Annotated in this window: 23 protein-coding genes; 11 read left to right on the top strand and 12 right to left on the bottom strand. The window is 66.8% G+C overall.

The genetic code is table 11. The features are described 5' to 3' along the window. Window positions 1-49: 49 nt before the first annotated feature. Entirely contained in the window at window positions 50-562 is a 513-nt protein-coding gene (locus OG203_RS41575) for a hypothetical protein (RefSeq protein WP_405162673.1), read from the bottom strand. A gap of 213 nt (window positions 563-775) precedes the next feature. On the opposite strand from OG203_RS41575, the gene OG203_RS41570 reads away from it, so the two are divergent. The 4 genes from OG203_RS41570 to OG203_RS41555 all read left to right on the top strand — a co-directional run bounded on the left by OG203_RS41570 (window position 776) and on the right by OG203_RS41555 (window position 5,545). Further along, window positions 776-2,296, top strand: a complete 1,521-nt coding sequence (locus tag OG203_RS41570) for a catalase (protein ID WP_405162672.1) — start codon at window positions 776-778, stop codon at window positions 2,294-2,296. 82 nt (window positions 2,297-2,378) lie between these two features. Further along, window positions 2,379-2,546 (top strand): hypothetical protein, encoded by a 168-nt coding sequence (locus OG203_RS41565; protein ID WP_405162671.1) that lies wholly within the window; start codon window positions 2,379-2,381, stop codon window positions 2,544-2,546. An 83-nt stretch (window positions 2,547-2,629) separates the two neighbouring features. Further along, window positions 2,630-3,994 carry a DUF5933 domain-containing protein gene (locus OG203_RS41560; protein ID WP_405162670.1) on the top strand — a complete coding sequence of 455 codons (1,365 nt, stop codon included), beginning with the start codon at window positions 2,630-2,632 and terminating at the stop codon, window positions 3,992-3,994. Window positions 3,995-4,087: 93 nt separating this feature from the next. Further along, window positions 4,088-5,545 (top strand): WS/DGAT/MGAT family O-acyltransferase, encoded by a 1,458-nt coding sequence (locus OG203_RS41555; protein WP_405162669.1) that lies wholly within the window; start codon window positions 4,088-4,090, stop codon window positions 5,543-5,545. A 6-nt stretch (window positions 5,546-5,551) separates the two neighbouring features. Here the strand turns inward: OG203_RS41555 and OG203_RS41550 are convergent, their stop codons facing one another. The 10 genes from OG203_RS41550 to OG203_RS41505 all read right to left on the bottom strand — a co-directional run bounded on the left by OG203_RS41550 (window position 5,552) and on the right by OG203_RS41505 (window position 15,613). Further along, window positions 5,552-7,249, bottom strand: coding sequence for a DUF885 domain-containing protein (locus OG203_RS41550; protein WP_405162668.1), 1,698 nt, complete (start codon window positions 7,247-7,249; stop codon window positions 5,552-5,554). A gap of 153 nt (window positions 7,250-7,402) precedes the next feature. Next, entirely contained in the window at window positions 7,403-9,109 is a 1,707-nt protein-coding gene (gene ilvD, locus OG203_RS41545) for a dihydroxy-acid dehydratase (protein WP_405162667.1), read from the bottom strand. A 9-nt stretch (window positions 9,110-9,118) separates the two neighbouring features. Further along, window positions 9,119-9,829, bottom strand: coding sequence for a cation transporter (locus tag OG203_RS41540; RefSeq protein WP_405162666.1), 711 nt, complete (start codon window positions 9,827-9,829; stop codon window positions 9,119-9,121). Then, window positions 9,829-10,158, bottom strand: coding sequence for an ArsR/SmtB family transcription factor (locus tag OG203_RS41535; protein WP_405162665.1), 330 nt, complete (start codon window positions 10,156-10,158; stop codon window positions 9,829-9,831). Before OG203_RS41535 ends, OG203_RS41540 begins: the two co-directional genes overlap by 1 nt. Window positions 10,159-10,211: 53 nt before the next feature. Continuing rightward, window positions 10,212-11,621, bottom strand: a complete 1,410-nt coding sequence (locus OG203_RS41530; protein WP_405162664.1) for an AMP-binding protein — start codon at window positions 11,619-11,621, stop codon at window positions 10,212-10,214. Beyond that, window positions 11,614-12,216 carry an energy-coupling factor transporter transmembrane component T family protein gene (locus tag OG203_RS41525; protein WP_405162663.1) on the bottom strand — a complete coding sequence of 201 codons (603 nt, stop codon included), beginning with the start codon at window positions 12,214-12,216 and terminating at the stop codon, window positions 11,614-11,616. Before OG203_RS41525 ends, OG203_RS41530 begins: the two co-directional genes overlap by 8 nt. Next, window positions 12,213-12,893 (bottom strand): energy-coupling factor ABC transporter ATP-binding protein, encoded by a 681-nt coding sequence (locus OG203_RS41520; protein WP_405162662.1) that lies wholly within the window; start codon window positions 12,891-12,893, stop codon window positions 12,213-12,215. The genes OG203_RS41525 and OG203_RS41520 overlap by 4 nt, the downstream gene beginning before the upstream one ends. Further along, window positions 12,890-14,017, bottom strand: a complete 1,128-nt coding sequence (locus OG203_RS41515; protein ID WP_405162661.1) for a thiolase family protein — start codon at window positions 14,015-14,017, stop codon at window positions 12,890-12,892. The genes OG203_RS41520 and OG203_RS41515 overlap by 4 nt, the downstream gene beginning before the upstream one ends. Further along, on the bottom strand, window positions 14,014-15,129 hold the full coding sequence (locus tag OG203_RS41510) for a class I adenylate-forming enzyme family protein (RefSeq protein ID WP_405162660.1): 1,116 nt from the start codon (window positions 15,127-15,129) through the stop codon (window positions 14,014-14,016). Before OG203_RS41510 ends, OG203_RS41515 begins: the two co-directional genes overlap by 4 nt. Further along, window positions 15,122-15,613, bottom strand: a complete 492-nt coding sequence (locus OG203_RS41505; RefSeq protein WP_405168167.1) for a biotin transporter BioY — start codon at window positions 15,611-15,613, stop codon at window positions 15,122-15,124. The genes OG203_RS41510 and OG203_RS41505 overlap by 8 nt, the downstream gene beginning before the upstream one ends. 331 nt (window positions 15,614-15,944) lie before the next feature. On the opposite strand from OG203_RS41505, the gene OG203_RS41500 reads away from it, so the two are divergent. Next, a protein-coding gene (locus OG203_RS41500; RefSeq protein ID WP_405162659.1) for an IS5 family transposase occupies window positions 15,945-16,864 on the top strand; the annotation gives its coding sequence in 2 pieces (ribosomal slippage) (window positions 15,945-16,334 and window positions 16,337-16,864; 918 coding nt in all). Here OG203_RS41500 and OG203_RS41495 read toward each other — a convergent pair. Continuing rightward, a complete protein-coding gene (locus tag OG203_RS41495; RefSeq protein ID WP_405162658.1) occupies window positions 16,861-17,142 on the bottom strand; it encodes a DUF2277 domain-containing protein in 282 nt (93 codons plus the stop codon). The two genes, OG203_RS41500 and OG203_RS41495, sit on opposite strands and share 4 nt — an antisense overlap. A gap of 401 nt (window positions 17,143-17,543) precedes the next feature. Here OG203_RS41495 and OG203_RS41490 point away from each other — a divergent pair, with 401 nt between their 5' ends. From OG203_RS41490 to OG203_RS41465, 6 genes are all read left to right on the top strand, one after another. Next, the gene (locus OG203_RS41490) at window positions 17,544-18,962 is read left to right on the top strand and encodes a family 2B encapsulin nanocompartment shell protein (protein WP_405162657.1); all 1,419 of its coding nucleotides are present in this window, start codon (window positions 17,544-17,546) and stop codon (window positions 18,960-18,962) included. A 132-nt stretch (window positions 18,963-19,094) separates the two neighbouring features. After that, entirely contained in the window at window positions 19,095-20,117 is a 1,023-nt protein-coding gene (locus tag OG203_RS41485; RefSeq protein WP_405168166.1) for a polyprenyl synthetase family protein, read from the top strand. Between the two features lie 29 nt (window positions 20,118-20,146). Further along, on the top strand, window positions 20,147-22,495 hold the full coding sequence (locus tag OG203_RS41480; protein ID WP_405162656.1) for a germacradienol/geosmin synthase: 2,349 nt from the start codon (window positions 20,147-20,149) through the stop codon (window positions 22,493-22,495). Further along, complete coding sequence (gene ispH, locus OG203_RS41475; protein ID WP_405162655.1) at window positions 22,492-23,445, top strand: 4-hydroxy-3-methylbut-2-enyl diphosphate reductase; 954 nt, start codon at window positions 22,492-22,494, stop codon at window positions 23,443-23,445. The genes OG203_RS41480 and ispH overlap by 4 nt, the downstream gene beginning before the upstream one ends. Continuing rightward, window positions 23,442-24,566: a flavodoxin-dependent (E)-4-hydroxy-3-methylbut-2-enyl-diphosphate synthase gene (ispG, locus tag OG203_RS41470; RefSeq protein WP_405162654.1), complete on the top strand. Its 1,125-nt coding sequence runs from the start codon at window positions 23,442-23,444 to the stop codon at window positions 24,564-24,566. Before ispH ends, ispG begins: the two co-directional genes overlap by 4 nt. Further along, a complete protein-coding gene (locus OG203_RS41465) occupies window positions 24,563-25,645 on the top strand; it encodes a polyprenyl synthetase family protein (RefSeq protein ID WP_405162653.1) in 1,083 nt (360 codons plus the stop codon). Before ispG ends, OG203_RS41465 begins: the two co-directional genes overlap by 4 nt. Window positions 25,646-25,651 lie beyond the last annotated feature (6 nt).

Genomic DNA, 25,651 nt, shown 5'->3' with positions numbered 1-25,651 from the left:
CTCCTGCGCCACGGATACCCCCGCGCACGGTACGAAACCAGCGATCAGCTCACACGACCTCGAGGTCGTAGGTGACCTCCACCCAGAATCCGCCGGGTTCGTACTCCCCACCGAGGGTCAGGATGTAGTCGCCTCGGCTGAGGTCGTCCAGGCTGCACCACAGGCCCCAGGCGTTGGCCCGGTACCGGCCGGGCGGCCCGAACGGCCCATCGGGATCCGCGTCGATGAGAAACGGACTGCGGTTGGCGACTTCGCGCAGCGGCAGGGACACCCCGTTCAGCTCCGCGTGACCGCTCGCCGTCGGCACCACCGGAACCCGCCGGCCGAACAGCGACGCGCGCTGCAGGATATTGAAGGCGGGAAAGAAGATCGGGCGACCATGCGGCACGGCACACTTCCTGGTGACCTTGCCGCCGAACGTGCCCCCGAGAAACCAGACGTCCGCGGGCTGCCCCTCGGCCGCGAACTTCCCCGTCTCATCGCTGACCGGATTCCTGTCGGTCGGAATCGCCATGGCCCACTGCCACCATCGAGCCGCCAGCTCGATATCCCTGCTCCGCATAACTACCCACCTCGATCAGCACGCCTTGAACCCAGGTCAGGATAGCCATGCGTTTCGGCCACGGAGCACCGAGTTCGCGATACGTTTGACCTTCAGGCACCTGGGAAGTCGATCGGTGAACCGAGACGGACGGGCACAGCCACCCGCCGTCGTCGGCGCATCAAGACCGGCTCGCCGCAGGGCCCTCCTTACCGCTGGTAGAAGAGGAGAGACATGTCTGATCCGAACTACACCACCGACGACGCCGGTATCCCGGTACCAAGCGACGAACACTCGCTCACGGTCGGCGCCGACGGCCCGATCCTGCTCAATGACGCGTACCTGATCGAGAAGATGGCCGCGTTCAACCGCGAACGGGTCCCCGAGCGTCAACCGCACGCCAAAGGCGGCGGCGCGTTCGGCACCTTCGAGGTCACCAACGACGTGAGCGCCTACACCAGGGCCGACGTCTTCCAGCCCGGCAAGAAAACCGAGCTGCTCGCCCGCTTCTCCACCGTCGCCGGCGAGCGTGGCAGCCCGGACACCTGGCGGGATCCGCGCGGGTTCGCCCTGAAGTTCTACACCGAGCAGGGCAACTTCGACATGGTCGGCAACAACACCCCGGTGTTCTTCGTGCGCGATCCGATGAAGTTCCAGGACTTCATCCGCTCGCAGAAGCGCCGGGCCGACAACAACCTGCGCGATCACGATATGCAGTGGGATTTCTGGACGCTGTCACCGGAGTCCGCGCACCAGGTCACCTGGTTGATGGGTGATCGCGGCATTCCACGCACCTGGCGGCACATGAACGGCTACTCCAGCCACACCTACCTCTGGTACAACGCCGCCGGCGAGAAGTTCTGGGTCAAATACCACTTCAAGTCCGATCAGGGCGTCGAGTTCTTCACCCAGGACGAGGGTGACCAGATGGCCTCGATGGACACCGACTATCACACCCGCGACCTGTGGGAGGCGATCGACGGCGGCGACTTCCCGAGCTGGACGCTGAAGATGCAGATCATGCCGTTCGAGGACGCGAAAACCTACCGGTTCAACCCCTTTGATCTCACCAAGGTCTGGCCGCACGGCGACTATCCGCTCATCGAGGTCGGCAAGATGACCTTGAACCGGAACCCGGCCGACTACCACACCGAGATCGAACAGTCCGCGTTCGAGCCGAGCAGTTCGGTGCCTGGCACCGGCCCGAGTCCGGACAAGATGCTGCTCGGCCGGTGGTTCTCCTACCCGGACGCGCATCGGCACCGCATCGGCGTCAATTACAAAGAGCTGCCGGTCAATTCGGCGCACGCGGCCACCGTGCGGTCGTATTCGAAGGACGGCGCGATGCGCCACCACAACCCGGGTGATCCGGTGTACGTACCGAATTCGAAGGGTGGCCCGCACGCCGACGCCACGGTCTCCGGCCCGGTCGTCGGCTGGCACACCGACGGCGAAATGGTCCGCACCGCTTACACATTGCGCAAGGACGACGACGATTGGGGCCAGGCCGGCACCATGGTCCGCGACGTGCTCGACGACGCGGCCCGGAATCGGTTGGTGGACAACATCGTCGGGCATCTGCTCAACGGCGTCACGGCACCGGTATTGAGCCGGGCGTTCGAGTACTGGCGCAATGTCGACAAGGATCTCGGCGACCGGATCGAAGCTGGCGTCCAGGCCAAGCAGAACGAGCGCGATCCCAAGGCCGCGAAGCAGGCGAATCCCGCACGCTCCTCGGCACAAGACAAAGCCTGACATTTCCGACAATCGCAGGGTGTGCCACGGCGCGCCCTGCGATTGTTCGTTTAAGCCCAAGATCGGCGGGTAGCTCGCGGCCATGACCGTGAGACATCGCGCCAACGGACCGCGTTCGGAGCAGGGACCAGCATGGCTCGAGGTGCCACTGAGCGCGCTCGCCACGGCCGCCGTAGTGATCGTGGACTCGGTCGGCGCGACCGCGACGGCGAGCCTCGGCATCATCTCGGCGCTGGTCCTGGCGCTATGAGCCGATAGGCGTTCGCATGGGCGCCAGCGGCACGTGTTCACCGGGCCGCATGGCCATGTTCACATCGTGTTTACGATGTCCGAATGCTTATTCACGACGCTCCGTGCAGTCCGCCACCACCCGGCGAGCACACGGGTGCCGCGCGGCTCCAGGAACGTCGCGTTCGACCGGTGGCCGTCTGGTGCGGTATCGCCGCCGCGGTGCTCGTGCTCGTGGCCGGCGAGCTGATGGCCGCGCACATCGACGCGCTCGGCCCGCTGACGAGCCTGCTGCGCGATTACGTCGGCAGGCCGAAGTCCGCGACCACCCCGTGGGCCGGATTCCTGCTCGCGCTCGTCGGCCTCACCAACCGGGTCCGGGTGACCGCGCTTGCCGCGGCGATCGGCATCGACCTGATCTTCGTCGCCATCCGGGCGATCGAGGGCAGGCTGTTCACCGTCGGCAACGGTCCGACCATCGTGCTCACCGCGCTCGCGGTGATCGCCGCCTGGCGCTGGTCCGGTGAGCGACGCCGAACCGCGCTGCGCGCCATCGCTTTCGGCGCGCTGCTGATCCTCGCGACGAAGGTCGGCGAGATCTGGCTCGACGTCACCGCGTGGGCCTGCCCGAACGTCCTCGATCCGTACGCGCAACTGGCCGACCACGCGCTCGGCAATCCCTCCTGGTTCGTCGGCCACGCGCTCGACCTGGCGGGACCGGTGGCGCTCGGTGTGGTGCGCTGGGTGTATTTCGAGCTTCCGGTCGCGGCCATCGTCGTCGCCGTCTGGCAGTTGCGCGGCGTGACCACCGGACCGTGGCCGCGACACCACCTGGTGCGCACGTTCCTGGCGCTCGGGCTCATCGGCCCGCTCTGGTACGTCGTGTTCCCCGTGGTCGGGCCGGTGCTCGCGTTCGGGCCGCAGGGACACGGCCTCGAACTCGCCGACGTGTGGCCGAATATCGTTCCGCCGCTGCCGTTCTCCCTCGAGCCGATGCCCTTCGACGGCATCACCCCGCGCAACTGCATGCCGTCGCTGCACACCGCGTGGGCGCTGTCGCTGTTCATCCACTCCCGCCGCGGCCCGCTGTTGCTGCGCGTCGGCGGCGCGTTCTGGCTGGTCTGTACCCTCATCGCGACCCTCGGCCTCGGTGCGCACTACGGCGTCGACCTGGTCGCGGGCGCGGCGCTGTGCATGACCGTCGAATCCGCGCTGCGCGACCCCGACCGGGGATGGGACCACTACCGAATCCGCGTGGTCGCCTTGGGCGTCGTCACCTTCGCGACGACCCTGCTGTCGGTCCGCTACTTCGCCCAGACGATGGCCGACCACCCGCTCGTGTCCGGCGTCGCCCTGCTCGGCCTGCTCGCCGCCCTCGCGACCACGTTCTACCTGACCTGGTTCGCGCCGACCCGCGCGCAGCATGCGTCAGCGCCCGAAGTCGCCCTCGACGATCGGATTTCGCGCTGACCCACCCGCTTCGCGCAGTCTCGCGACCGTTTCGCAGACTGCGCGAACCGGAGGTGCGATGCTCAGATCCTCAGGAGCAACAGAGGATCAACGATGAAGCAGCTCTCCGGCCTCGATGCCGCGTTCTTGTCGCTCGAGACCCACAACTCCACCGGGCACGTCGGCGGGTTGTGCGTGCTCGACCCGCGCGACTCACCCACCGTCCTCGACCTTGCCGCGCTGACAAGTCTGCTCGGCGAGCGGGTTCCGCTGATACCACTGCTGCATCAGCGACTGACCTATGTTCCGCTCGGCCTCGATCAGCCCTATTGGATCGATGACGAGAACTTCGACATCGAGTATCACGTCCGCGAGATCTCGCTGCCGACACCGGGTTCGGACGCCCAGCTCACCGAACAGGTCAGCAGGCTGCACGCGCGCCCGCTCGATCGGCGCAGACCGCTGTGGGAGGCGTATCTGATCTCCGGGCTCGCCGAGGGTCGCCTCGCCGTCTACACGAAAATGCATCACGCGGCGATCGACGGCGTCTCCGGTGCGGAACTCATGACGATCCTGCTCGACCTCACACCGGAGGGTCGAATATCCATTCTCCCAAGCACTTTCGCCCCGGAGCCGAAGCCGAGCACCCGAACGATGCTCACCCGCGCGGCGCGATCGATGGCGAGCACGCCCTTACAGGCCGCGCGGATCGCCGGGGATCTCGGCCGTTCGCTGCCGCTCATCGGCAGCTATCTGACGCCCTATGTTGGGGCGCTGCTCGGTCGCGAACACGATGACGGTGCGGTGATCGCCAGCGTGGTCGGGCTGGCACCGGCGACACCGTTCAATCGCGAGATCACCCCGCACCGCCGATTCGCCTTCCGCAGCGTCGATCTCGGTGCGGTGAAGACGGTCAAGAACACCTTCGGCATGTCGGTCAACGACGTCGTGATGGCCATGTCCGCGGGGGCGTTGCGGCAGTGGCTGCTCGATCACGACGCGTTGCCCAAGGTGCCGCTCGTCTCGATGATCCCGGTCTCGGTGCGCGACGAGGGCAGCAAATCCGCACTCGGCAACAAGGTTTCGGCGATGCTGGCATCCTTACCGACCCACCTCGACGATCCCGTCGCCCGGCTCACCGCCGTGCACCGGGCAACGAAGATCGCGAAGGCACAGCAGGCCGCGATCCCGGCCGGCCTCGTCGAGAACGTCACCGACTTCGCGCCACCGGCACTGGTAGCCCGTGCCGCCCGCGTCGCCTTCGCAATGGGCCTACCCCACCGCATCCCACCCTTCAACCTGGTGATCTCCAACATTCCAGGCCCGAACGTCGACGTATACCTCGGCGGCGCGAAAATGGTTGCCAACTACCCCCTTTCGGTCATCATGGACGGTCAGGGCTTGAACATCACCGTCAGCAGTTCCGGTGGACGCCTACACTTCGGCCTGCTCGGCTGCCGCGAACTGGTCCCCGACATCGATGACATCGCCGGTCACCTCGTCACCGAGCTGGAAGTACTGTTGCGCGCGGCGGATCAGGACGGGTCCGTCGCCGAATTACCCAGGGGCTGAAAGATTTCAGAGCGCGGAGAGTTCGGCGACGAGGTCGTCGAGGCCGAGGGAGCCTTGCGACAGGGCGGCCATGTGCCAGGCCTTCAGGTCGAAGGCTTCGCCGTGCGCCTCGGCGGCCGCGGCCCGGCCGCGTAGCCAGGCGCGTTCGCCGAGCTTGTAGCCGATCGCCTGGCCCGGCCAGCCGAGGTAGCGGATGAACTCGCTGTCGAGATACTCCTCGGACTGTCCGTAGAAGAGGCCGAAGAATTCCCTGGCGTTGTCCGGCCGCATCCGCTCGCCGGGCTGATACGGGGAGTCTGGCGGATAGTCGAGTCCGACGTGCATGCCGATGTCCAGGATCACCCGAAGTACCCGCAGCATATGCATATTGAGGTAGCCGAGTCGATGGCCCGCGTCGGTGAGATAGCCGAGTTCGTCCATCAGACGCTCGGCATACAGCGCCCACCCTTCGACATTGGCGCTCACGCCGCCGAGGCTGACCTGATAGACGGACAGCTGGTCGGCCAGGTAGGTCCACTGCGCGATCTGGAGATGATGGCCGGGGACCCCCTCGTGATACCAGGTGGAGATCAGAGTCCACACGGGGATTCGGGTCCGGCCGAGCGGGGGCAGCCAGGTGCGGCCAGGACGGGTGAAGTCCAGCGAGGGCTGGGTGTAATAGGGCGCGGCCGCGCTGCCCGGCGGCGCGATCATCGATTCGACCTTCAGCAGCGGCTCAGCGAGATCGAAATGGGTGCCTTGCAAATCATTGATGGCTCTGTCCATCAGGTCCTGCAGGTAGACGCGCGCGTTTTCCGCGCCGTCGAGCGCCGGACCTTCCTGCTCCAGCCACCGCATGGCCTGCATAGGAGTCGCGCCAGACAACACCCTGCCTGCCTCGGCCCGCATCTGGGCGTCCACCTCGTGGAACTGTTCCCATGCCCAGCGGTATGCCTCGTCGAGGTCGAGGTCGGCACCGTTCCAATAGCGAGCCCAACGCTGGTAACGCTCACGACCTACCGTGTCAAGGGCGTCGATTGCCTTCGGGCCGTAGACATCTCGGAACCAGTCCCGCAGTTCGGCCACGGCGGCCGTCGCACCGACGGCGGCCGAGTCCAGTACGGTGCGCAGCGATTGCGGCGCCTCGGCAACGAATTCGCCGAACCAGCCGCCCGGACTATCGCCTATCCATTCGCCGAGTTGCTGGACCATAGTGCTCACTTGCCGAGGTCCGGCCAGCAGGCCACGATCGATTCCTTCGGCAAGCGTGGACCGGTACTGCGCCAACGCGATGGGAACCCGGCGCAGTCGGCGGCCGATAGCGTGCCACTGTGCCTCGGTATCGGTCGGCAGCAGGGTGAAAATGTCGCGGACGCCGTGCACCGGAGATGCCAGGTTGCGGATGGCGCGGAAATGTTCACCGGCGTCGTGCACGGCCAGTTCCGCGGTAAGGCGCTCGCGTAGCAGTGTGGCACAGCGTCGTTCGGCCGCGTCCGGGTAACCACCGGCGGGCTCGGCGGCGTACAGCTCGGCCAGGGTGGCACGGGCGGCCGCGGCCTTCGCTTCGAGACCGGCCGGGGACAGGTCGGGTAGTCGATCGTCGTCGAGGTTGCGTCCCAGTCCGACGGCGACCAGTGGATCGAGCTCGGTCATGATGTCGACATACGCGTCCGCGATGCCACGCGCGGTACGCGTCGGAGTCGAATCGGTTGTGGTGTCGTCCATCTCATCGACTCTGCTGGAAATCGTCACCCCTGACAAGGTCAATTGCTCGCCGCCCGCCCGCCCGTCACGGCTTCGGGCGGCGGCGAGCAATTGATTGTCCAGGGGACGGCGGGTGAACGTCCCTCGCGGACCCGCCGGACCACCCCGCCGACCTCAGCCGCAGACGGCACCGTAGGACGCCGAGCCGACCAGCTTCGAGTACTTGGCGAGTACGCCGCGGGTGTAGCGGGGCGGCAATGGTTCCCAGCCCTCGCCGCGGCGGGCGAGTTCCCCGGCATCGACCAGCAGGTCGAGGGTGCCCTTGCCGACGTCAAGGCGGATTTGGTCGCCGTCGCGGACGAACGCGATCGGTCCGCCGTCGACCGCTTCGGGGGCGACGTGTCCGACGCACAATCCTGTTGTGCCGCCGGAGAATCGGCCGTCGGTGAGCAGCAGGACGTCCTTGCCGAGTCCGGCTCCCTTGATCGCCGCGGTGATCGCGAGCATCTCGCGCATCCCTGGACCACCCTTAGGGCCCTCGTATCGGATGACGACCACGTCGCCCGCCGAGATGGTGCCGTCCTCCAACGCGTCCATTGCCGCCCGCTCGCGATCGAAAACCCTTGCCGTGCCGGTGAATACGTCGGAGTCGAAACCCGCCGACTTGACCACGGCGCCGCCTGGCGCGAGGGTTCCTTCGAGGATGGTGATGCCGCCGGTCGGATGGATCGGCGACGTCATCGCCCGCACGACCTTGCCGTCGGGGTCCGGCGGCGCGATCTCGGCCAGGTTCTCCGCCACCGTCCGCCCCGTCACGGTCAGGCAATCCCCGTGCAGCAGACCGGCATCGAGCAATGCCTTCATCATCACGGGTACGCCGCCGACCCGGTCGACATCCGTCATCACGTGCTGCCCAAAGGGTTTCACGTCGGCGAGGTGCGGCACCTTGCGACCGATCCGCGCGAAATCGGCCAGCTTCAGGTCGACATTCGCCTCATGCGCGATCGCGAGCAGATGCAGTACGGCGTTGGTCGAGCCGCCGAATGCCATCACGACGGCGATGGCGTTCTCGAACGCCTCCTTCGTCAGGATGTCCGAGGTCGTGATCCCGCGCCGAAGCAGCTCGACCACCGCTTCGCCGCTGTGCCTCGCGTAGCCGTCGCGGCGGCGGTCGGTCGCGGGCGGTGCCGCGCTGCCAGGCAGTGACATCCCCATCGCCTCGGCCGCGCTGGCCATGGTGTTGGCGGTGTACATGCCACCGCAGGCGCCCTCGCCGGGACAGATGGCCCGCTCGATGGCGTCGACATCGGCGCGGCTCATCAGCCCGCGCGAGCACGCGCCGACCGCCTCGAACGCGTCGATGATCGTCACCTCGCGCTCGCTGCCGTCGGACATCTTCGCGATACCGGGCAGGATCGAACCGGCGTACAGGAACACGCTCGCCAGATTCAGCCGGGCGGCCGCCATCAGCATGCCTGGCAGCGACTTGTCGCAGCCGGCCAGCAGGACCGAACCGTCGAGTCGCTCGGCCTGCATCACCGTCTCGACGCTGTCCGCGATCACCTCACGCGACACCAGCGAGAAGTGCATCCCCTCGTGGCCCATGGAGATGCCGTCGGACACCGAGATGGTGCCGAACTGCATCGGGAACCCACCACCGGCGAACACCCCGTCCTTGGAGGCCCTGGCGAGCCGGTCGAGCGAGAGGTTGCACGGCGTGATCTCGTTCCACGACGAGGCCACCCCGATCTGCGGCTTCTCCCAGTCGTCGTCCCCCATCCCGACCGCCCGCAGCATCCCGCGGGCGGCGGTTTTCTCGAGGCCGTCGGTGACGTCGCGGCTACGGGGCTTGATATCGGTGACGTTCGAATCAGTGGGCACGATCCCCCATCATCCTCTCGTCGGTTCCGATTCCCGCGGCGCCCACACCTTGCCCGTGTCGCGCGAACACGGGGCAGGTCCGCCACAGCACGCGTCGCCACGCCACGCATCGCGACCCTCCTTGATCGCGATCACCGCGATGACGAGCGCCGCGATCGGGTCCGCCCACGACAAGCCGAACAGACTGTTGAGCAGCAGGCCGGCCAGCAGAACCGCCGAGAGGTACGTGCACAGCAGAGTCTGCTTCGAATCGGCGACCGCTGTCCGCGAACCGAGTTCACGCCCGGCCCGCCGTTGCGCCGACGACAGTATCGGCATGACCACCAAACTCACTGCGGCCAAGGCGATTCCGACCGGGGAATGCCCTGCCTCGCCGAGCCCGAGCAACGAGCCGATCGCGTCGATGGTGACATACAGCGCCAGCGCGAAGAACGAGAACGCGATGATCCGCAGCGTCACCCGTTCGCGCGCCGCGGGGTCTCTGCCAGCGAACTGCCACGCAACGGCCGCCGCGGAGGACACCTCGATGACCGAGTCGAGACCGAAACCGATCAACGCCGCCGAGGACACCCGAGCGCCTTCGGTCAACGCGATCACCGCTTCGATCACGTTGTAGGTGATCGTCACCGCGACGAACAGCCGGATTCGCCGCGAAAGAACTTGTCGCCGTTGTGGACTCGGAGCGCTGCGCACACTCGGCAGCCCGAGGTGCGAGGCCATCAGCAGCACCCCTCGGTGTCGGAGTCGGGACAGCAGGCCGGATCGACCGCCAACACCAAGCCGACCAGGTCGTCGAGGGCTCGCCCGATCCGCGGATCAGCCAACTCATACCGGCTCCGCCGCCCTTCAGGAACGGCAACAACCAACCCACAGCCCCGCAAACATGCGAGGTGGTTGGACAGAATCTGACGAGAGACCCCGATCTGATCAGCAAGATCCGACGGATAGCTCGGCGCGGTCCGCAGCGCGAGCAGGATCTGTGATCGCGTCGAATCCGACAGCGCGTAACCGAAGCGGGACAGTGCGTCGCTGTGCACCAGGGTGACCATGGCCAGACAGTACAGATTTTTCTGTATTCACGTCAATCTGTACAAACAGGCGATTAGCGTTCGGCCTCGGCGGGGTGCCCGTTTCCCCGATGGCTCGCAAAGACAGCGGCGAGGGCTTGACGATCGAGCTTGCCGCGTGGCGTGCGCGGCAAGCTGTCGAGCGTCAGCAGCCGCACCGGGATGCTCGGACTCGGCAGGGTCGCGCGCAGGTGGCGCCAGATGTCGTCGATGGTCGGGGCGTTGTCGTCTACCACGATCGCGGCCGCGGGAGCCTGGCCCATTCGTTCGTCGGGGATGCCGATGCAGGCGGCCTCGGAGATGCCGGGGATTGCGATGAGGGCGGCTTCGATGGCGGCGGGTTCTACGTTCAAGCCCGCGCGGATCAGCATTTCGCTGTCGCGGCCGAACAGTCGCAGCTGATTCCCGATCACGGCGCCCCTGTCCCCTACCGACATCCAGCCGTCGACGGGGCCGTCGGCCACGCCGTGTTCGGTGAGGTAGCCGTCGAAGAGCATGTCGCTGCGGACGAATACCAGGCCGTCTCGGATGTCTATCTCGACGCCGTCGAACAGTTCGCCTGCCGAATTCTCATCGATGGCGCCGAGTCCTCGGTCGAAGGATACGAAGCTCAATTCGGATGCGCCGTAGAAATGCACGAGCGATGCGTTCGGCAAAACCTCTTGCAGCGCTTGCCTTCCCGTGCGCGGCCAGCGTGCCGCCGAGGACAGCACTTCGCGGACGCTATGGATCGCGCCGGTGCCCGATCGCACGATGTCCCAGGCGATGGTTGGCACCGAATACAGGTGCGTCGCACCATCATCGAGCGATTCCAGGACCGGTCGCAGGTCAACCGTCGCGCCTCGGGTCAGCGCATGCAACGCGCCGTACAGAAAATGCGTGTGGTCGAGTACGCCGGGCGCTGAGACCAGGTCTCGGCTGCCGATGTCGAAGGTGGCGTCGGAGCGGTCGAGGGTGGTGGCCCACGATTTCTGGTTGCGTACGAACAGCTTTGGTTCGCCGGTGGTACCTGACGTGATGCCGACCAGCAATTCGGTGTCGGGCAAAGCCTGGACAGCCGAGCCATCCGATTCCAGTGCGGCGGCAGTCTGGATTGCTCCGTCGTATCCCATCTTCCGCAGTCGGCGGTGCTGTTGGGGCGAGGCGACGACGGCACCGGGTTTCGCGAGGTCGAGAACGCGGGTCAGCTGCTCAGGGATGAGGTGCCGGTGCAGCAGCACGATGCTGACACCGGCGGACATGGCCGCCGTGACGGTGACCAGTGATTCGATGTCCGAAGTCGGCAGTACGGCAACGCGATTCATGCCGTCGAGTCCGGCTGCGGTGCGGGTGACGCGGGCCCAGAACTCGCGGTAGTCGACGCGTTCGCGAGTGGAGATGACGGCGGTCGAGTCCGGGCGCTCGGCGGCGCGGCGGGCGATGCGCTCGGCAAGCAGCTCAGTCATCGTCGACTCCTCTCGCGGCGAGGGCGTCGCCCATCGCGTCGGCGGTGCGCAGCGCACGGACCAGCACCGGCGTCGCCAGGGCCGTCATCGACCATTGCAGGCCGCGGGCCCGCCGTGCCTCGGCGACGTCGTGCACGATCCCGGCCAGCAACGGTACGCACCGAATGGCCAGCGCCAGTAGCAAACCCACCCGATCCGGGTCGACGCCGAACCTGCGCAGCGGTCCGAGCGCGCGCGTCACGGTGTCGAGCAGGTCCGTCACCCGGGTGGTGAGCGTGACCAACGCCGCGAGCGCCACCGAGATCAGCAGCACGCCGCAGACGACGACCGCCCGCGCGGGCGAGGTGATCAGCACCTGAAACACGGCGATGATGAGCAGCATCCACACCATCGGACGGAGTTGCGCCACAGCCACTGTGAAGGGGATGCGGGCGAGTGCGAACAGTCCCGCCACCACCGCGGCGACCACGCCGACCTCAATCGGACTGCGCACGAACACCGTTGCCGCCACGATCAATACGATCAGCAGCACCAGCTTCGCTCCGGCGGGCATCCGGTGCAGCAGCGAGTCACCGGGGCGGTAGAGCCCGATCATTCGACCAGTTCCCGGTACGCGGGGACGGCGGCGGCCGGAGTTCCGTCGAACGCGACGAGACCCTCGTCGATCACGATGACCCGCTCGAAACTATCCAGCAGCGCCAGCTGATGCGTCACGACGATCACCTGCTGATCCATCGCGTCCAGCGCGTCGGCGACCACGCGGGCGTTGCGCAGGTCCAATAGGGTGGTCGGCTCGTCGGCGACGATCACCTCGGGCCTGCGGATGAGGACCGCGCCGATGGCGAGCAATTGCTTCTGCCCACCGGAGAGCAGATGCGAAGGATGGTCGCCGTGCTCGTGCAGCCGGAACCGAATTAGCATCTCCTCGACCCGCGCCGCGACCTCCTGCTTGCTCAAACCTGTTCGGCGCAGGGAGAAAGCGAGATCCTCGGCGACCGTCGGCATCACGATCTGGGTGTCGGGGTCGGTGAACACGAACCCGACCTTGCGCCGCACCTGCCCACCCTTGCGCGCCGCGTCGATGCCGTCCACCGTGACGGTGCCCGACGTCGGCGCCAACAATCCGTTGATCATGCGCGCCAGGGTCGATTTGCCGGAACCGTTGGCGCCGATGATGCCGACACGGCGCTCGGTAATGCGAAGATCGATGCCACGCAATACTTTTCGTTCACCGAAGCGATGACTGACCGCGGAAAAGACGATCTCGCTCACGAAACACGCTCCACCAACATGGCAATCCCCTGCCCACCACCGATGGCGCAGGCCGCGAGTCCGAGCGCGGGCCCTCCCTCGCGCAACATCTGACTTGCCAACCGCACCAACAAAATAGCTCCCGACGCACCCCACGGATGCCCCATCGCGATCGCCCCACCCTGCGGACAGATCTTCGATTCGTCCAAACCCAGTTCGTCCGATACCGCGAGCACGACCGAGGCGAAAGCCTCGGTGATCTCGACGATCCCCAGCTCTGCCGCATCAATTCCGGTGCGCCGCAGCAGCTTCCGTATCGCTGGCACCGGCCCGAGCCCGGGGTACGCGGGATCGGATCCGGCGACGGCCGACCCGAGTATCCGCAACGCGGGCACCCCCGCGGCCAGCGATTCGCTGGTCACCGCCACCACGGCTGCCCCATCGGAGATGCCACACGAGTTACCCGCCGTCGCGGTCCCGTCGGCGCCGAAACTGGGCCGCAGCCGCGCGAGCCGTGCCTCGGTCATCCCCGGACGGATCCGTTCGTCGCGACGCACCTCGCCGATCGGCACGATCTCCGCGGCGAAATCGGCCGCTGCGGCAAGGGTGTGCGAACGCGCCGCGTACGCGTCCTGCCGCTCCCGACTGATCCCACGAACCCGGGCAAGATCATCGGCCGCAACACCCATGTCGGGGTCCGGAAAGCCTTGCGGCGCAAAGGGAGCACGGGTGTACCGCACGGGCTCGGCACCCGCGACCGGCGGCCAGCACCGCCACGGCGCGGTACTGGCCGACTCGACACCACCCGCCAGAATCAGCTCATCGGCACCGCTGCGCACCCGCAACGCCGCCTGCATCACCGCGTCGAGGCCCGACCCGCACTGACGATCAACCGTGACACCAGGAACCTGCACCCCGAAACCCGCCGCCAATGCTGCGATCCGGGCCGGATCCCCGCCAGGTCCAAGGCAGTTGCCGAGGACGACATCGTCCACCTCGGCGTCGATGCCCGCACCGCGCAACGTCGACAGCACCTCGCGCAACACGGGCGCGGCCAGATCGGTGGTCGTCAACGCGGCGAACCCGTGCCCGGCATTGCCGATCGGCGTTCGACGCGGCGCTACCAGCACGGGGACCGAGTTCATGCCAGCAAGTCTTTCAGCTGACCTCTGGCCACCTTCCCGCTGGCGGTCCGCGGCAGCGTCGGCAGCGGCACCCAGCGACGCGGCATGGCCTCCTTCATCAGCAGCCCACGCGCCTGCGCACGGACCGCATCGATCCCGACGCCGTCGAGTTGCACTGCGGCCGTGACGATCTCACCGAACACCGCATGCGGCGAACCGATCACGGCCACCGCGGTGACACCGTCGAGAGTGCCTAGGACACGCTCCACATCCTCGGCGACGACCGTGGTGCCGCCGACATTGATCGCGGATTCACCCCGGCCCCTGACCGTGAGCTCGCGGTTCGCGCCGAGCTCGGCAAGGTCGCCGACGCCGAACCATTCCGGGGCCCCGAGCACGCTGTACGGGGTTCGGACATAGAGCAGCCCGTCGCGAATGTCGGCATCGACATCGTCCAGCAGGCGAAGCGGCTCGGGCACCCGGCGGGCCGCGACAAGCGAGACCTCCGCGGCGCCGTAATACTCGACGATCTCGATATCGTCCGCCGCCGCACGAGCACCGTCGTCCAGTGCGATGCCCGCGACGATCGCCGTCCGCAGCTTCGGCGCCTTACTCACCACGTCGCGAAGCACAGCGGGTACCGCGTGCACGACCGTAGCCCGCGACGGATCGTCGGTGACGCACGCACCGCGCCACAGTGTGTGCAGCGCGCCGAACAGATGCATCGTCGCGTGCAAGGGACCGGTGAGGAGCACGCGATCCGTGGCCTCGACGCCGGTGATCGTCGTGAACGCCGGGAAACTGTCGAACCAGGACGCCGCGGTACGAGCGAGCGGTCGCGGACGCCCGGTCGAGCCCGACGTAGTCACCAGCAGAAACGCCCCGGACGGAATGGCCGGGCGATCGGGCCGCGCCTCGGGATTCTCGACGAGCACCGGAACACCCCGCCGAAACGCGGCGCAAACGCAGATCAACGCGTCCGGAACCGACAGTGTCGACGCGTCGTAGACGGGCGCGGTCTCCCGTTCGATCCACTGCTCGATCGCCTGATCGAGTTGGCCGTAAGTGTAAGCGCGGCCGTCGAATTCGAGGGCGGGTCGGTCCAAGGAGCCGCCGAGTTCCGGACTACGCACGGATCAGACCGGGGTACGCGCGGTGCACACCCTTGGCGACCACCGTCGCGACGACAACCTTCGCCAGGTCGCCGGGGATGAACGCGAAGTTGGTGCTGACCGCGTGCGCGAAGTCCAGATCGGTGCGCAGCAGCAGCCCGAGCGTGCCGAAGAGATAGATGACCACGATCCCGCCGAGCGCGTTGATCAGCAGCCCGAGCACCAGCGGATACTTCGGCAGAATGCGATAGGTGAGCAAGCCGATGACCAGCGCCGCGGGCGCCCAGCCGACCAGGTAACCGGCGCTCGGCCCCGCCAACGCCGACAGCCCCGTTCGACCACCCGACAGCAACGGCAGGCCGATCAACGTCAACGCGAGGAACACCAGCACCGCGGCCGTCCCCTTGCGCGCACCGAGCACCGCACCGGCCAGAATGACGCCGAGCGTCTGCACCGTGATCGGCACACCGCTGAACCCGACCGTGATGGCCCCCGGCAACCCCATCGCCGCGATCAGCGCGGCGAACACCGCGATCTGCGCGATCTCCCGCGCGGAAAAGGCGAACCTCGTCCCCCGCGAGTTCTCGACTTCGTCCACGACGACTTCCTCCCGCTACCAGCTTGAACGACGTTCAAGATAGCAGGACGGTCGTCGCCTACTTCACCCGCGCACAGCGGCCGAGGCGGCTAGGCCGTGTTTAAGAAGTGGTTGATGGCGGCGTCGCTGACGCGTAGTCGCTTGTAAGCGTTGGGGTTTCGCGTGTCGCTGCCGGGAGATGGGCGAGGTCTCCGGTAGATGGTTTGTTTACCAAGACGAACCGAATTCCGGAGACCTCGTGACCAGCGTAGCGGCATCGAGGCGTGCGGATCTCACCGATGAGCAGTGGGCGGCGATCGAGCCGCTGCTGCCGGTCGGTAAGAGGGCCGGGCGCCCGCCGAAGTGGATGAAACGGCAGCTCATCGACGGGATCCGTTGGCGGACAAGGGTGGGGGCACCGTGGCGGGATGTGCCCGAGCGGTATGGACCGTGGCAGTCTGTGTACGGATTGTTCCGGTCCTGGCAGCGCGGCGGGGTGTGGGCGGCGATCTTGTCGGCGTTGCAGATCTGCGCCGAGGCCGCAGGCGACATCGTCTGGGAGGTCAGCGTGGATTCCACGATCGCCCGCGCCCACCAGCACGCCGCTGGTGCGCGTAAAAGGGGGATCTGCAGGTCGAAGCGCCCGGCGGGGTTACCGTCGAGCCTGCCGACCACGGCCTGGGGCGCTCTCGCGGCGGGTGGACCACGAAACTGCACTTGGCGTGTGAGCAGGGCCGTAAACCCTTGGCGCTGTTGATTACTCCTGGTCAGTGGGGTGACAGTCCGCAGTTCGAGGCAGTCCTCGACGCGATCGAGGTTCCCCGTTTCGAGACCGGGCGGACCCGCACGCGACCAGACCGGGTGTTGGCCGACAAGGCCTACAGCTCCCGCGCCAACCGCGCCTACTTACGGCGACGAGGCATCAAGGCGACTATCGCCATCCCTGCCGACCAACTCGCCCACCGCCGACGGCGAGGAACCTCCGGTGGCCGGCCCCACGCGTTCGATACCGAGATCTACAAGCAGCGTCACGCCGTCGAATGCGGCATCAACCAGCTCAAACAACACCGTGCCGTCGCGACCCGCTACGACAAACTCGCCGTCCGCTACCTGGCCACCGCCCAGATCGCAGCCATCAACATCTGGCTCGGCAACGGCCACTTGTTAAACACGGCCTAGTCGTGCGAGTGCGCCCTGGCCTGGATTCGCGCCTGTACCTCGGGCCTGCGCAGCGGCGGAATCGACTTCGGCGGCACCTTACGATCGGGCAGCTGGGCCAGCAGCCTGGTCGTGACGGCGGCGATGTCCGCGACGGCGGCATCGATCGCGGGCTGGGTCGCGGCCGAGATGCTGGACAGCCCGCCGACCTTACGCACGTATTGCAGCGCGGCGGCCTGGATCTCCTCCGGCGTCGCCGCGGGCTCCAGCCCCCGTAGGGCAGTGATGTTTCGACACATACTGCGAGGCTAATCCCCTACACCGACAGGTGCCCGAGTCTCGCCGAAGGGGTTGTCGACGCCGCGGTCAGAAGATAGCTACCCGTCGGCGATCTGTCCGGACTTTCGCGATCCACGTCGAAGTGTTATCTCGTGTTGGCCCAATCGAACACGTGTCGTAACCATCCGAATAATAACGACTAATATTCGAACTTCCGCTGCGCCCAACGGGTTCCGCGACTTAAGATCGACAGCGTCTGAAATGCACTGTCATATAGCAACATTCGCTCCAGTGATCTCTTCCCGCGGGCTTCTTGCCGCCTGCCGACCTGCTGTGCACAACCATCGAATCTGAACGATCACCTATTCGGATATTCCAGCGTCGGCCATCCGAGGTGACCATTTCGAGGTGAGGATCCAATATGACAATCGAAATGCCAGTTTCCACCGAGACCAATGGCAACGGCAATGGCCGTAAGAGTCTCAGTACCGCAGCCGCTCACCAGTTGGCGACCACCACCAAATCCGAACCCCAGATGCAGGGCATCACCTCGCGCTGGCTGACCCGCATGCTGCCATGGACGCAGGTCAACGGCGGTATCTACCGGGTGAACCGGCGACTCACGCACACCCTCGGCAACGGCGAGATCGAGTTCGTCATCGACGGCTCGCACGCCAAGGTGATCCCCATGGAACTGCGCGAGATGCGCGCATTGCACGACGTCGACGACGAGGACGTGCTGCGGGCACTCGCACAACGATTCGAACAGCGCGACCTCGAACCTGGCACTGTGGTAGCCGAATTCGGCAACCCGATGAATCAGATCATGCTGATCGTGCACGGCAAATTGGCCAAGATGGGTTCCGGCGAATACGGCGAGCAGACGATGCTCGGCATGCTGGCCGGCGGCAACTTCTTCGGCGACGAATGCCTCACCGACGACTCCGCCATTTGGCCGGTCACCGTCAAGGCGGTCACCAAGACCACCATGCTCGTCATGCAACGGCAGGCGTTCGAGGAAGTTCTCGACAACACACCGGCGCTACGAGAACAACTCTCACAGGTGGCGGAAGCCGCCGCGCAACCACAGAACAAACAGGGCGAGGCGGCCATCCAGATCCATTCGGGCCACGAGGGTGAACCCCTTTTGGACGGCACCTTCGTCGATTACGACGCCAGCCCCCGCGAATACGAACTCAGCCTCGCCCAGAGCGTGCTCCGCGTGCACACCCGCGTCGCCGACCTGTTCAACGATCCGATGAACCAGACTCAGCAGCAGTTGCGGCTGACCATCGAGGCGCTCTACGAACGCCGCGAGTACGACCTCGTCAACAGCCCCGACTTCGGGCTGCTGAACAACTGCGACCTCAAGCAGCGCATCTACACCGAGTCCGGCCCGCCGACCCCCGACGACATGGACGAGCTGCTCAGCATGCGGCGCAGCACCAATCTCTTTATCGCGCACCCGAAAGCGATCGCCGCATTCGGTCGCGAGTGCAGCAAGCGGGGCCTGTACCCGGATCCGGTCGACATCGACGGCCACCGCGTGCCCGCATGGCGCGGCGTACCGATCTTCCCCTGCGGCAAGATCGCGGTCAACGACACCCACACCACCTCCATTATCGCCATGCGCCTCGGCGAGAAGGATCAGGGCGTCATCGGCCTGCACACGACCGGACTCCCCGACGAATACGAGCCGAGTCTCAACGTCCGGTTCAAGGGCATCGACGACCAGTCGATCATCTCCTACCTGGTGAGCTGTTACTACTCGGCGGCGATCCTCGTCCCCGACGCGCTCGGCATCCTCGACAACGTCCTCGTCGCCCGCCAGACCGACTGACCTGGACGATCAGCGACCTCGATGTCTTCGACGCCGCGGCGGCCGCGAAACACCAAGCAGCCGCGGCGTTCCCAGGTCGTGGACGACCGGACTCCGGCGTTCCCGACACCGCAAGGGAAGGTGTATGTGCTGATGGTCGAGAGCACCTCGGCGGCGACGAGCCGCCGGGCCACAGAGATCCTGACCAGCGTCCGCAAGATGTGCGATCCGCTACTGCGCGAAGCTGTTTCGTCACTACCCGAACCGCTGTGCCTGATGGGCGGCTACCACCTCGGCTGGTGGGATGCCGAGGGCACCGCGACCCCGCAACCGGCCGGAAAGGCGCTGCGGCCCGCGCTGACCGTCTGCGCGGCCGTCGCGTGCGGTGCCACCTCTCGGCCCGCGCTCGCCGCGGCGGCCGCCGTGGAACTGGTGCACAACTTCACGCTCCTGCACGACGACATCATGGACGTCGACCAGGTCAGGCGGGGCAGGCCCGCGGTGTGGACGGTATGGGGCATCGCTGACGCGATGCTGCTCGGCGACGCGCTACATGCCCTCGCGGCGCGCGTATTGGTGACCGGCCTACCGGGTCGGACGGCGACGGCGGCGGTCGCCAGGTTGGAGACGGCGGTCATCGAGATGTGCCACGGCCAGCACAAGGACTGCCAGTTCCGTTCGGGCGGGCACGTCGATGTCGAGGAATACACGCGGATGGCCATGGGCAAGACGGGCGCGCTGATGGGCTGTGCGTGCGCGCTCGGCGCACTGTGCGCGCAGGCCGATCTGGCGACCGTGGCGGCGATGGAGACGTTCGGGCGGGAACTGGGGATGGCCTTCCAGTTCGTCGACGACCTGATCGGCATCTGGGGTGATCCGGATGTCACCGGCAAACCGACGAGCGACCTTGCCCGCCACACGATGTCGCTGCCGGTGGTCGCGGCGCTCGGTTCCGGCACCGAGGCGGGCGCCGAGCTGGCGACGATGTACGGCCTCGATCCGGACTCGATGGATACCGCTCGGGCCGCGGCGCTCGTCGAGTCGGCGGGCGGGCGGCAGTGCGCCCAGCAGCTCGCCGACGACCGGGTGCGCGCGGCGATCGCGGCGTTGGCCGACCCCGCCGCGGCCGCGGACCTGATGGCGCTGGCAGGCATGGTTTCGCGCCGGAACCACTGAGCCGCGAGTGTCGACCGTAAGGAGATGACATGCAGCCCTTCGAACTTCCCGACTTCTACATGCCGTACCCCGCCAGGCTCAACCCTCATGTGGACAGCGCCCGTGCGCACACCAGGATCTGGGCCGACGAGATGGGCTTCTTCGAACCCCAAGAAGGACACCATATTTGGGACGAAGCCGACCTGGAAAAACACGACTACGGCCTGCTGTGCGCCTACACCCACCCCGAATGCGACAGCCAGGAGCTGTCTCTCATTACCGACTGGTATGTGTGGGTGTTCTATTTCGACGATCACTTCCTCGAATTGTTCAAGCGGACAAGGGACACCGAGGGCGCGCGGCAGTATCTGGAGCGGCTGCGCGACTTCATGCCGCTCGCGGGCGGCCCGATGCCGGAGCCGACGAATCCGGTCGAGCGCGGACTCGCCGATCTGTGGGTTCGTACCGTGCCGTCGATGCCGATGGACTGGCGGCAGCGCTTCGTCGCGACAACCACCGCGCTGCTGGAGGAGTCGCGGTGGGAGCTGACCAATATCACCGAGGGCCGGATCGCGAATCCGATCGAGTACATCGAGATGCGGCGCAAGGTCGGCGGCGCACCGTGGTCGGCCAACCTGGTCGAACACGCCGTCGGCGCGGCGGTACCGGCCGAGCTGGCCGCGACAAGACCACTGGAGGTACTGCGCGACACCTTCTCCGACGGGGTGCACTTGCGCAACGACATCTTCTCCTACGAACGCGAGGTGCGACAGGAGGGTGAGAACGCCAACGGAATCCTGGTGGTGGAGAAGTTCTTCGACTTCGACACCCAGCATGCCGCCGACGTCGTCAACGACCTACTGACCTCACGCCTGCAGCAGTTCGAGCACACCGCGCTCACCGAACTGCCGATGCTGTTCGCCGAGCACGCCGTCGGCCCGCAGGACCAGGCCGCGGTCCTCGCCTACGCGAAAGGCTTGCAGGACTGGCAATCCGGCGGCCACGAATGGCATATGCGCTCGAGCAGGTACATGAACAAGGGCGGTACGACGGCGAGCGATCCGTTGCCGCGACTGTTCAAGCCCGTCGGGCTCGGCAGTTCCGCGGTCTATTTGTTCACCCCCACAGCGGCTCTCGGCACGAACCGGATCAGGACCTTCCTGCGTCCGCGCTTCGAAAACGTCGGCCCGACGGCCTTACCGGAGCTCTATCTGCCCTATCGACTCCAGCTGAGTCCGTTCCTCGACACCGCGCGCGAGAACCTGCTCGCCTGGGGCAAGCAGATGGGCTTCCACGGCCCGGTACCGGAATTGGGTGGCCGCGCGCTGTGGCGGCCGGTGGATCTCGCGGAGTTCGACTTCGCTTTGTGCTCAGCGGGTTTGGATCCCGACGCTACCCCGGCCGAACTGGATCTCTCGGCGAATTGGCTCGCCTGGGGCACCTACGTCGACGACTACTACCCCCAGGTGTTCGGTGCGCGCAAGGACATGATCGCGGCCAAAGCGCAGGGCAAACGATTCCTGGCGTTCATGCCGCTCGATGCCGAGGTCGTCCCGCCGGCGACCAACGCGATGGAGCGCGCCCTCGCCGACCTGTGGCACCGCACGACCGCCATCCTCGATGACGAGCAGAAGCGTGAATTCCGCCGTGCCGTAGTGGCTTTCCTGGAGAGCTGCGCATGGGAGGTGGCCAACGACATCGCCAATCGCATTCCCGATCCGGTCGACTATGTCGAAATGCGCCGCCGCACTTTCGGTTCGGACCTCACCATGGCGCTGTCGAGATTCTCGCACGGCCATCTTGTCCCACCCGATGTCTATCGCACCCAGACGATCATGGACCTGGAGCACACCGCGAGCGACTACGCCACGATGGTGAACGACCTGTTCTCATATCACAAAGAGACACAGTACGAAGGGGACTTCCACAACGCGGTCCGCGTGATGCAGAACTTCTTCGACTGCGACTCGACCGCGGGCGTCACCATCGTCAACGATCTGCTGACTGCCCGAATGCAGCAGTTCGAACGCATCGTCGGCAGCGAATTACCCGCCCTCTACGAGGAATACGACCTCGGTCAGGACGTGCGCGATTCGCTGGATCGGCGAGCCGTCGAACTCCAGGACTGGATGGCGGGAATCGTGAACTGGCACATATCGTGTGGGCGCTATAAGGAGGCGCAACTCGAGGACCGCTATCGGCCCTCGGCCGCGCCCGATGACCCGGCAGCGCCCGATGACCCGGCCGCGCACGGCGGCGACGCGGCCACCGAGCAGGTGACCGCGGCGGCACCGTCCTACCTGCGCCCGAACGGCCTCGGCACCGGAGCCACCCGTATCGATGGACTCCATCGTTCGCTGGCCGACCACGCTCCCGCGCCGCAAACGGTGTCGCCATGACGACGGCCCGCGTGAGAACGGTATTGCTCGCCGCGCCACGGTCGTTCTGCGCCGGTGTCGAGCGGGCGATCGACACCGTGGAACGGTTGCTGGCCGCACCGGATCGGCAGCAGCCGGTCTACGTGCGCAAACAGATCGTGCACAACACCCACGTTGTCGCCGATCTGGCCGCGCGCGGCGCGATATTCGTCGAGGAACTCGACGAGGTTCCGCCGGGCGCGACGGTCGTCTTCTCCGCGCACGGCGTCTCCCCCGCCGTGCATGAACAGGCGAAAGCGCGCGGGCTCACCGTGGTAGACGCCACCTGCCCGCTGGTCACCAAAGTGCATGCCGAGGCACGACGTTTCGCGGCCCGCGGTAACACCATCGTGCTGGTCGGCCACGCCGGGCACGAGGAGGTCGAAGGCACCGCTGGCGAGGCGCCCGAGGTGACCGTGGTGATCGACAGCCCCGCCGAGGTCGCCGCGCTCCAGGTCCCCGACGAAAGCCGGGTCGCGTTTCTGACCCAGACCACACTGTCGGTCGATGAGGCCGAGGAGACCATTCAGGCACTGCGCCAACGCTTTCCACAGGTGCACGGCCCGAGCAGCGCCGATATCTGCTACGCGAGCACCAACCGGCAGCAGGCGGTCGAGGCGGTGGCGCAACAGAGCGACGTCGTGCTGGTCATCGGCTCGGAGAATTCCTCCAACTCCCAGCGTCTGGTGGAAGTCGCTCAGCGCCAAGGCGTTCCGGCCTATCTGATCGACGACGCATCAGCGATATCGCCCGCGTGGATCGAGTCCGCGGACACCATCGGCCTGTCCGCGGGCGCCTCCGCACCGGCGGCGCTCGTCGAAGCGGTCGTCGAGGCGCTGCGCGGCTTTGGCCCGATCACCGTTCGCGAACACGTCACCGCCGTCGAGCACATCGCCTTCGCCCCACCGCCCGAAATCAGGCACCTGCCATGACAAGTAGCGATCTCGGCCTGCCGACCGCACCCGCGCGCCACCGCACCCGGAGGCTGAACATCGGCGGCGTTCCGGTCGGCGGCGGCGCGCCGATCTCCGTGCAGACCATGACCACCACCCGCACCGCCGATATCGACGGCACGCTGCAGCAGATCGCCGCGGTCACCGCGGCGGGCTGCGATATCGTCCGAGTGGCGGTGCCGACCACCGAAGACGTGGCCGCGTTGCCGACCATTGTCGCCCGATCGCCGCTACCGGTGATCGCCGACATCCACTTCCAGCCGCGCTATGTCTTCGCCGCGATCGACGCGGGTTGTGCGGCGGTGCGGGTAAACCCCGGCAATATCAAGCAATTCGACGATCGGGTCGGCGAGATCGCGAAAGCGGCGGCGGCAGCGGGCATTCCGATCCGCGTCGGGGTCAACGCGGGCTCGCTCGACCCACGCGTGCTCGCCAAGCACGGCGCCGCCACCGCCGAGGCCCTGGTCGAGTCGGCGCTGTGGGAGGCGGCGCTGTTCGAGGAGCACGGCTTCACCGATCTCAAGATCGCGGTCAAGCATCACGACCCGCGCACCATGATCGCGGCCAATCGGCTACTCGCCCAACGCTGCGACTACCCGCTGCACCTTGGCGTCACCGAGGCGGGGCCGATGTTCCAGGGCACCGTCAAATCGGCGGTCGCCTTCGCCATCCTGCTCGGCGAGGGCATCGGCGACACCATCCGCGTCTCTATTTCGGCGCCGCCGGTCGATCAGGTCAAGGCGGGCTGTCACATCCTGCAGTCGCTCGGCCTGCGCCCGCGCAAGCTCGAAATCGTCTCCTGCCCCGGCTGCGGTCGCCTTCAGGTCGATATTCATCGGCTGGCCGGGCAGGTCGAGGCGGCGTTCGAGGGTTTCCCACATCCGCTGCGGGTCGCGGTCATGGGCTGTGTCGTCAACGGCCCCGGCGAGGCCCGCGAGGCCGACCTCGGCGTCTCCTCGGGCAACGGCAAGGGGCAGATCTTCGTCCGGGGCAAGGTGATTCGCACCGTGCCGGAACACCTCATCGTGGAAACCCTGGTGGCGGAGGCCATCGCGCTCACCGAGCACCTCGAAGACGCACCGGCGGAAGGGATCTCATGACCACCGCGCACGCCGAGCCCACGACACCGGCGCCACTGGATCTGGCCGCGATCCGCACGCGGGTGGATGACGAGCTTCGACATTTCCTGCGCGACAAGGCCACCGGCACCGAACCGGCGCTGCCCGACGAGCTCACCGACACCGTGTACGGCTTTCTTTTCGCGGGCGGCAAGCGGATTCGCCCGCTGCTGTGCGTCCTCGGCTGGCATGCCGCGGGCGGCGGCACGCCGGTGCCGCCGCCGATCGTGCGCGCCGCCGCCTCGCTCGAGCTGTTCCACGCCGCCGTGCTGATGCACGACGACATCATCGACAACAGCGACACCCGCCGCGATCACCCCACCGTGCACCGCACGCTGGCGGCACGGCATCAGAATCGCCGCGATCCCGACCGGTTCGGCGCCGATGCCGCCATCGTGCTCGGCGACCTGACCATGGTCTGGTCCGCCGAACTACTACACACCGCACAGCTGACCGCCACGCAGCTGTCCGCGGCGCTCACGGTGCTCGACGGCATGCGCGCGGACGTCATGTACGGCCAGTACCTCGACCTGCTCACCACCGGGCGTCCGTCGCGCGACCTCGACCGTGCGATGCGGATCATCCGATACAAGACGGTGTCCTATACCTGCGACCGCCCGCTGCAGCTCGGCACCGTGCTCGCCGGTGCGCACCGCGGGGTTCGCGAGGCGCTCACCGCCTACGCCGGGCCGCTCGGCGAGGCGTTCCAGCTGCAGGACGATCTGCTCGGCGTCTACGGCGATCCGGCGCGCACCGGCAAGTCCGATCTCGAGGACCTGCGCGACGGCAAGCACACCGCGCTGGTCGCGCTTGCCCTCGAACACGCGCCCGCCGCGCAATCCGCGCAGCTGCTCGCCCTGCTCGGAAATCCGGAACTCGACAATCGACAGGCCGACACCTGTCGCGAAATCCTCACCGCCACAGCACGACCTCGCGTCGAAGCGATGATTCGCACCCGATGGGCCCAGGCCAACCGCGCCCTCGACGACGCGCCGATCCCCGCCGCGGTCAGCCAAGCACTTCGTCATATCGCCGACGTTGTCGTTTCGAGGAACACCTAAGAAAGG

The organism is Nocardia sp. NBC_01499 (assembly GCF_045040275.1).
Taxonomy (GTDB): domain Bacteria; phylum Actinomycetota; class Actinomycetes; order Mycobacteriales; family Mycobacteriaceae; genus Nocardia.
The sequence above is the reverse complement of the archived record's forward strand: the minus strand, read 5'-3'. Positions and strand labels throughout refer to the sequence as shown.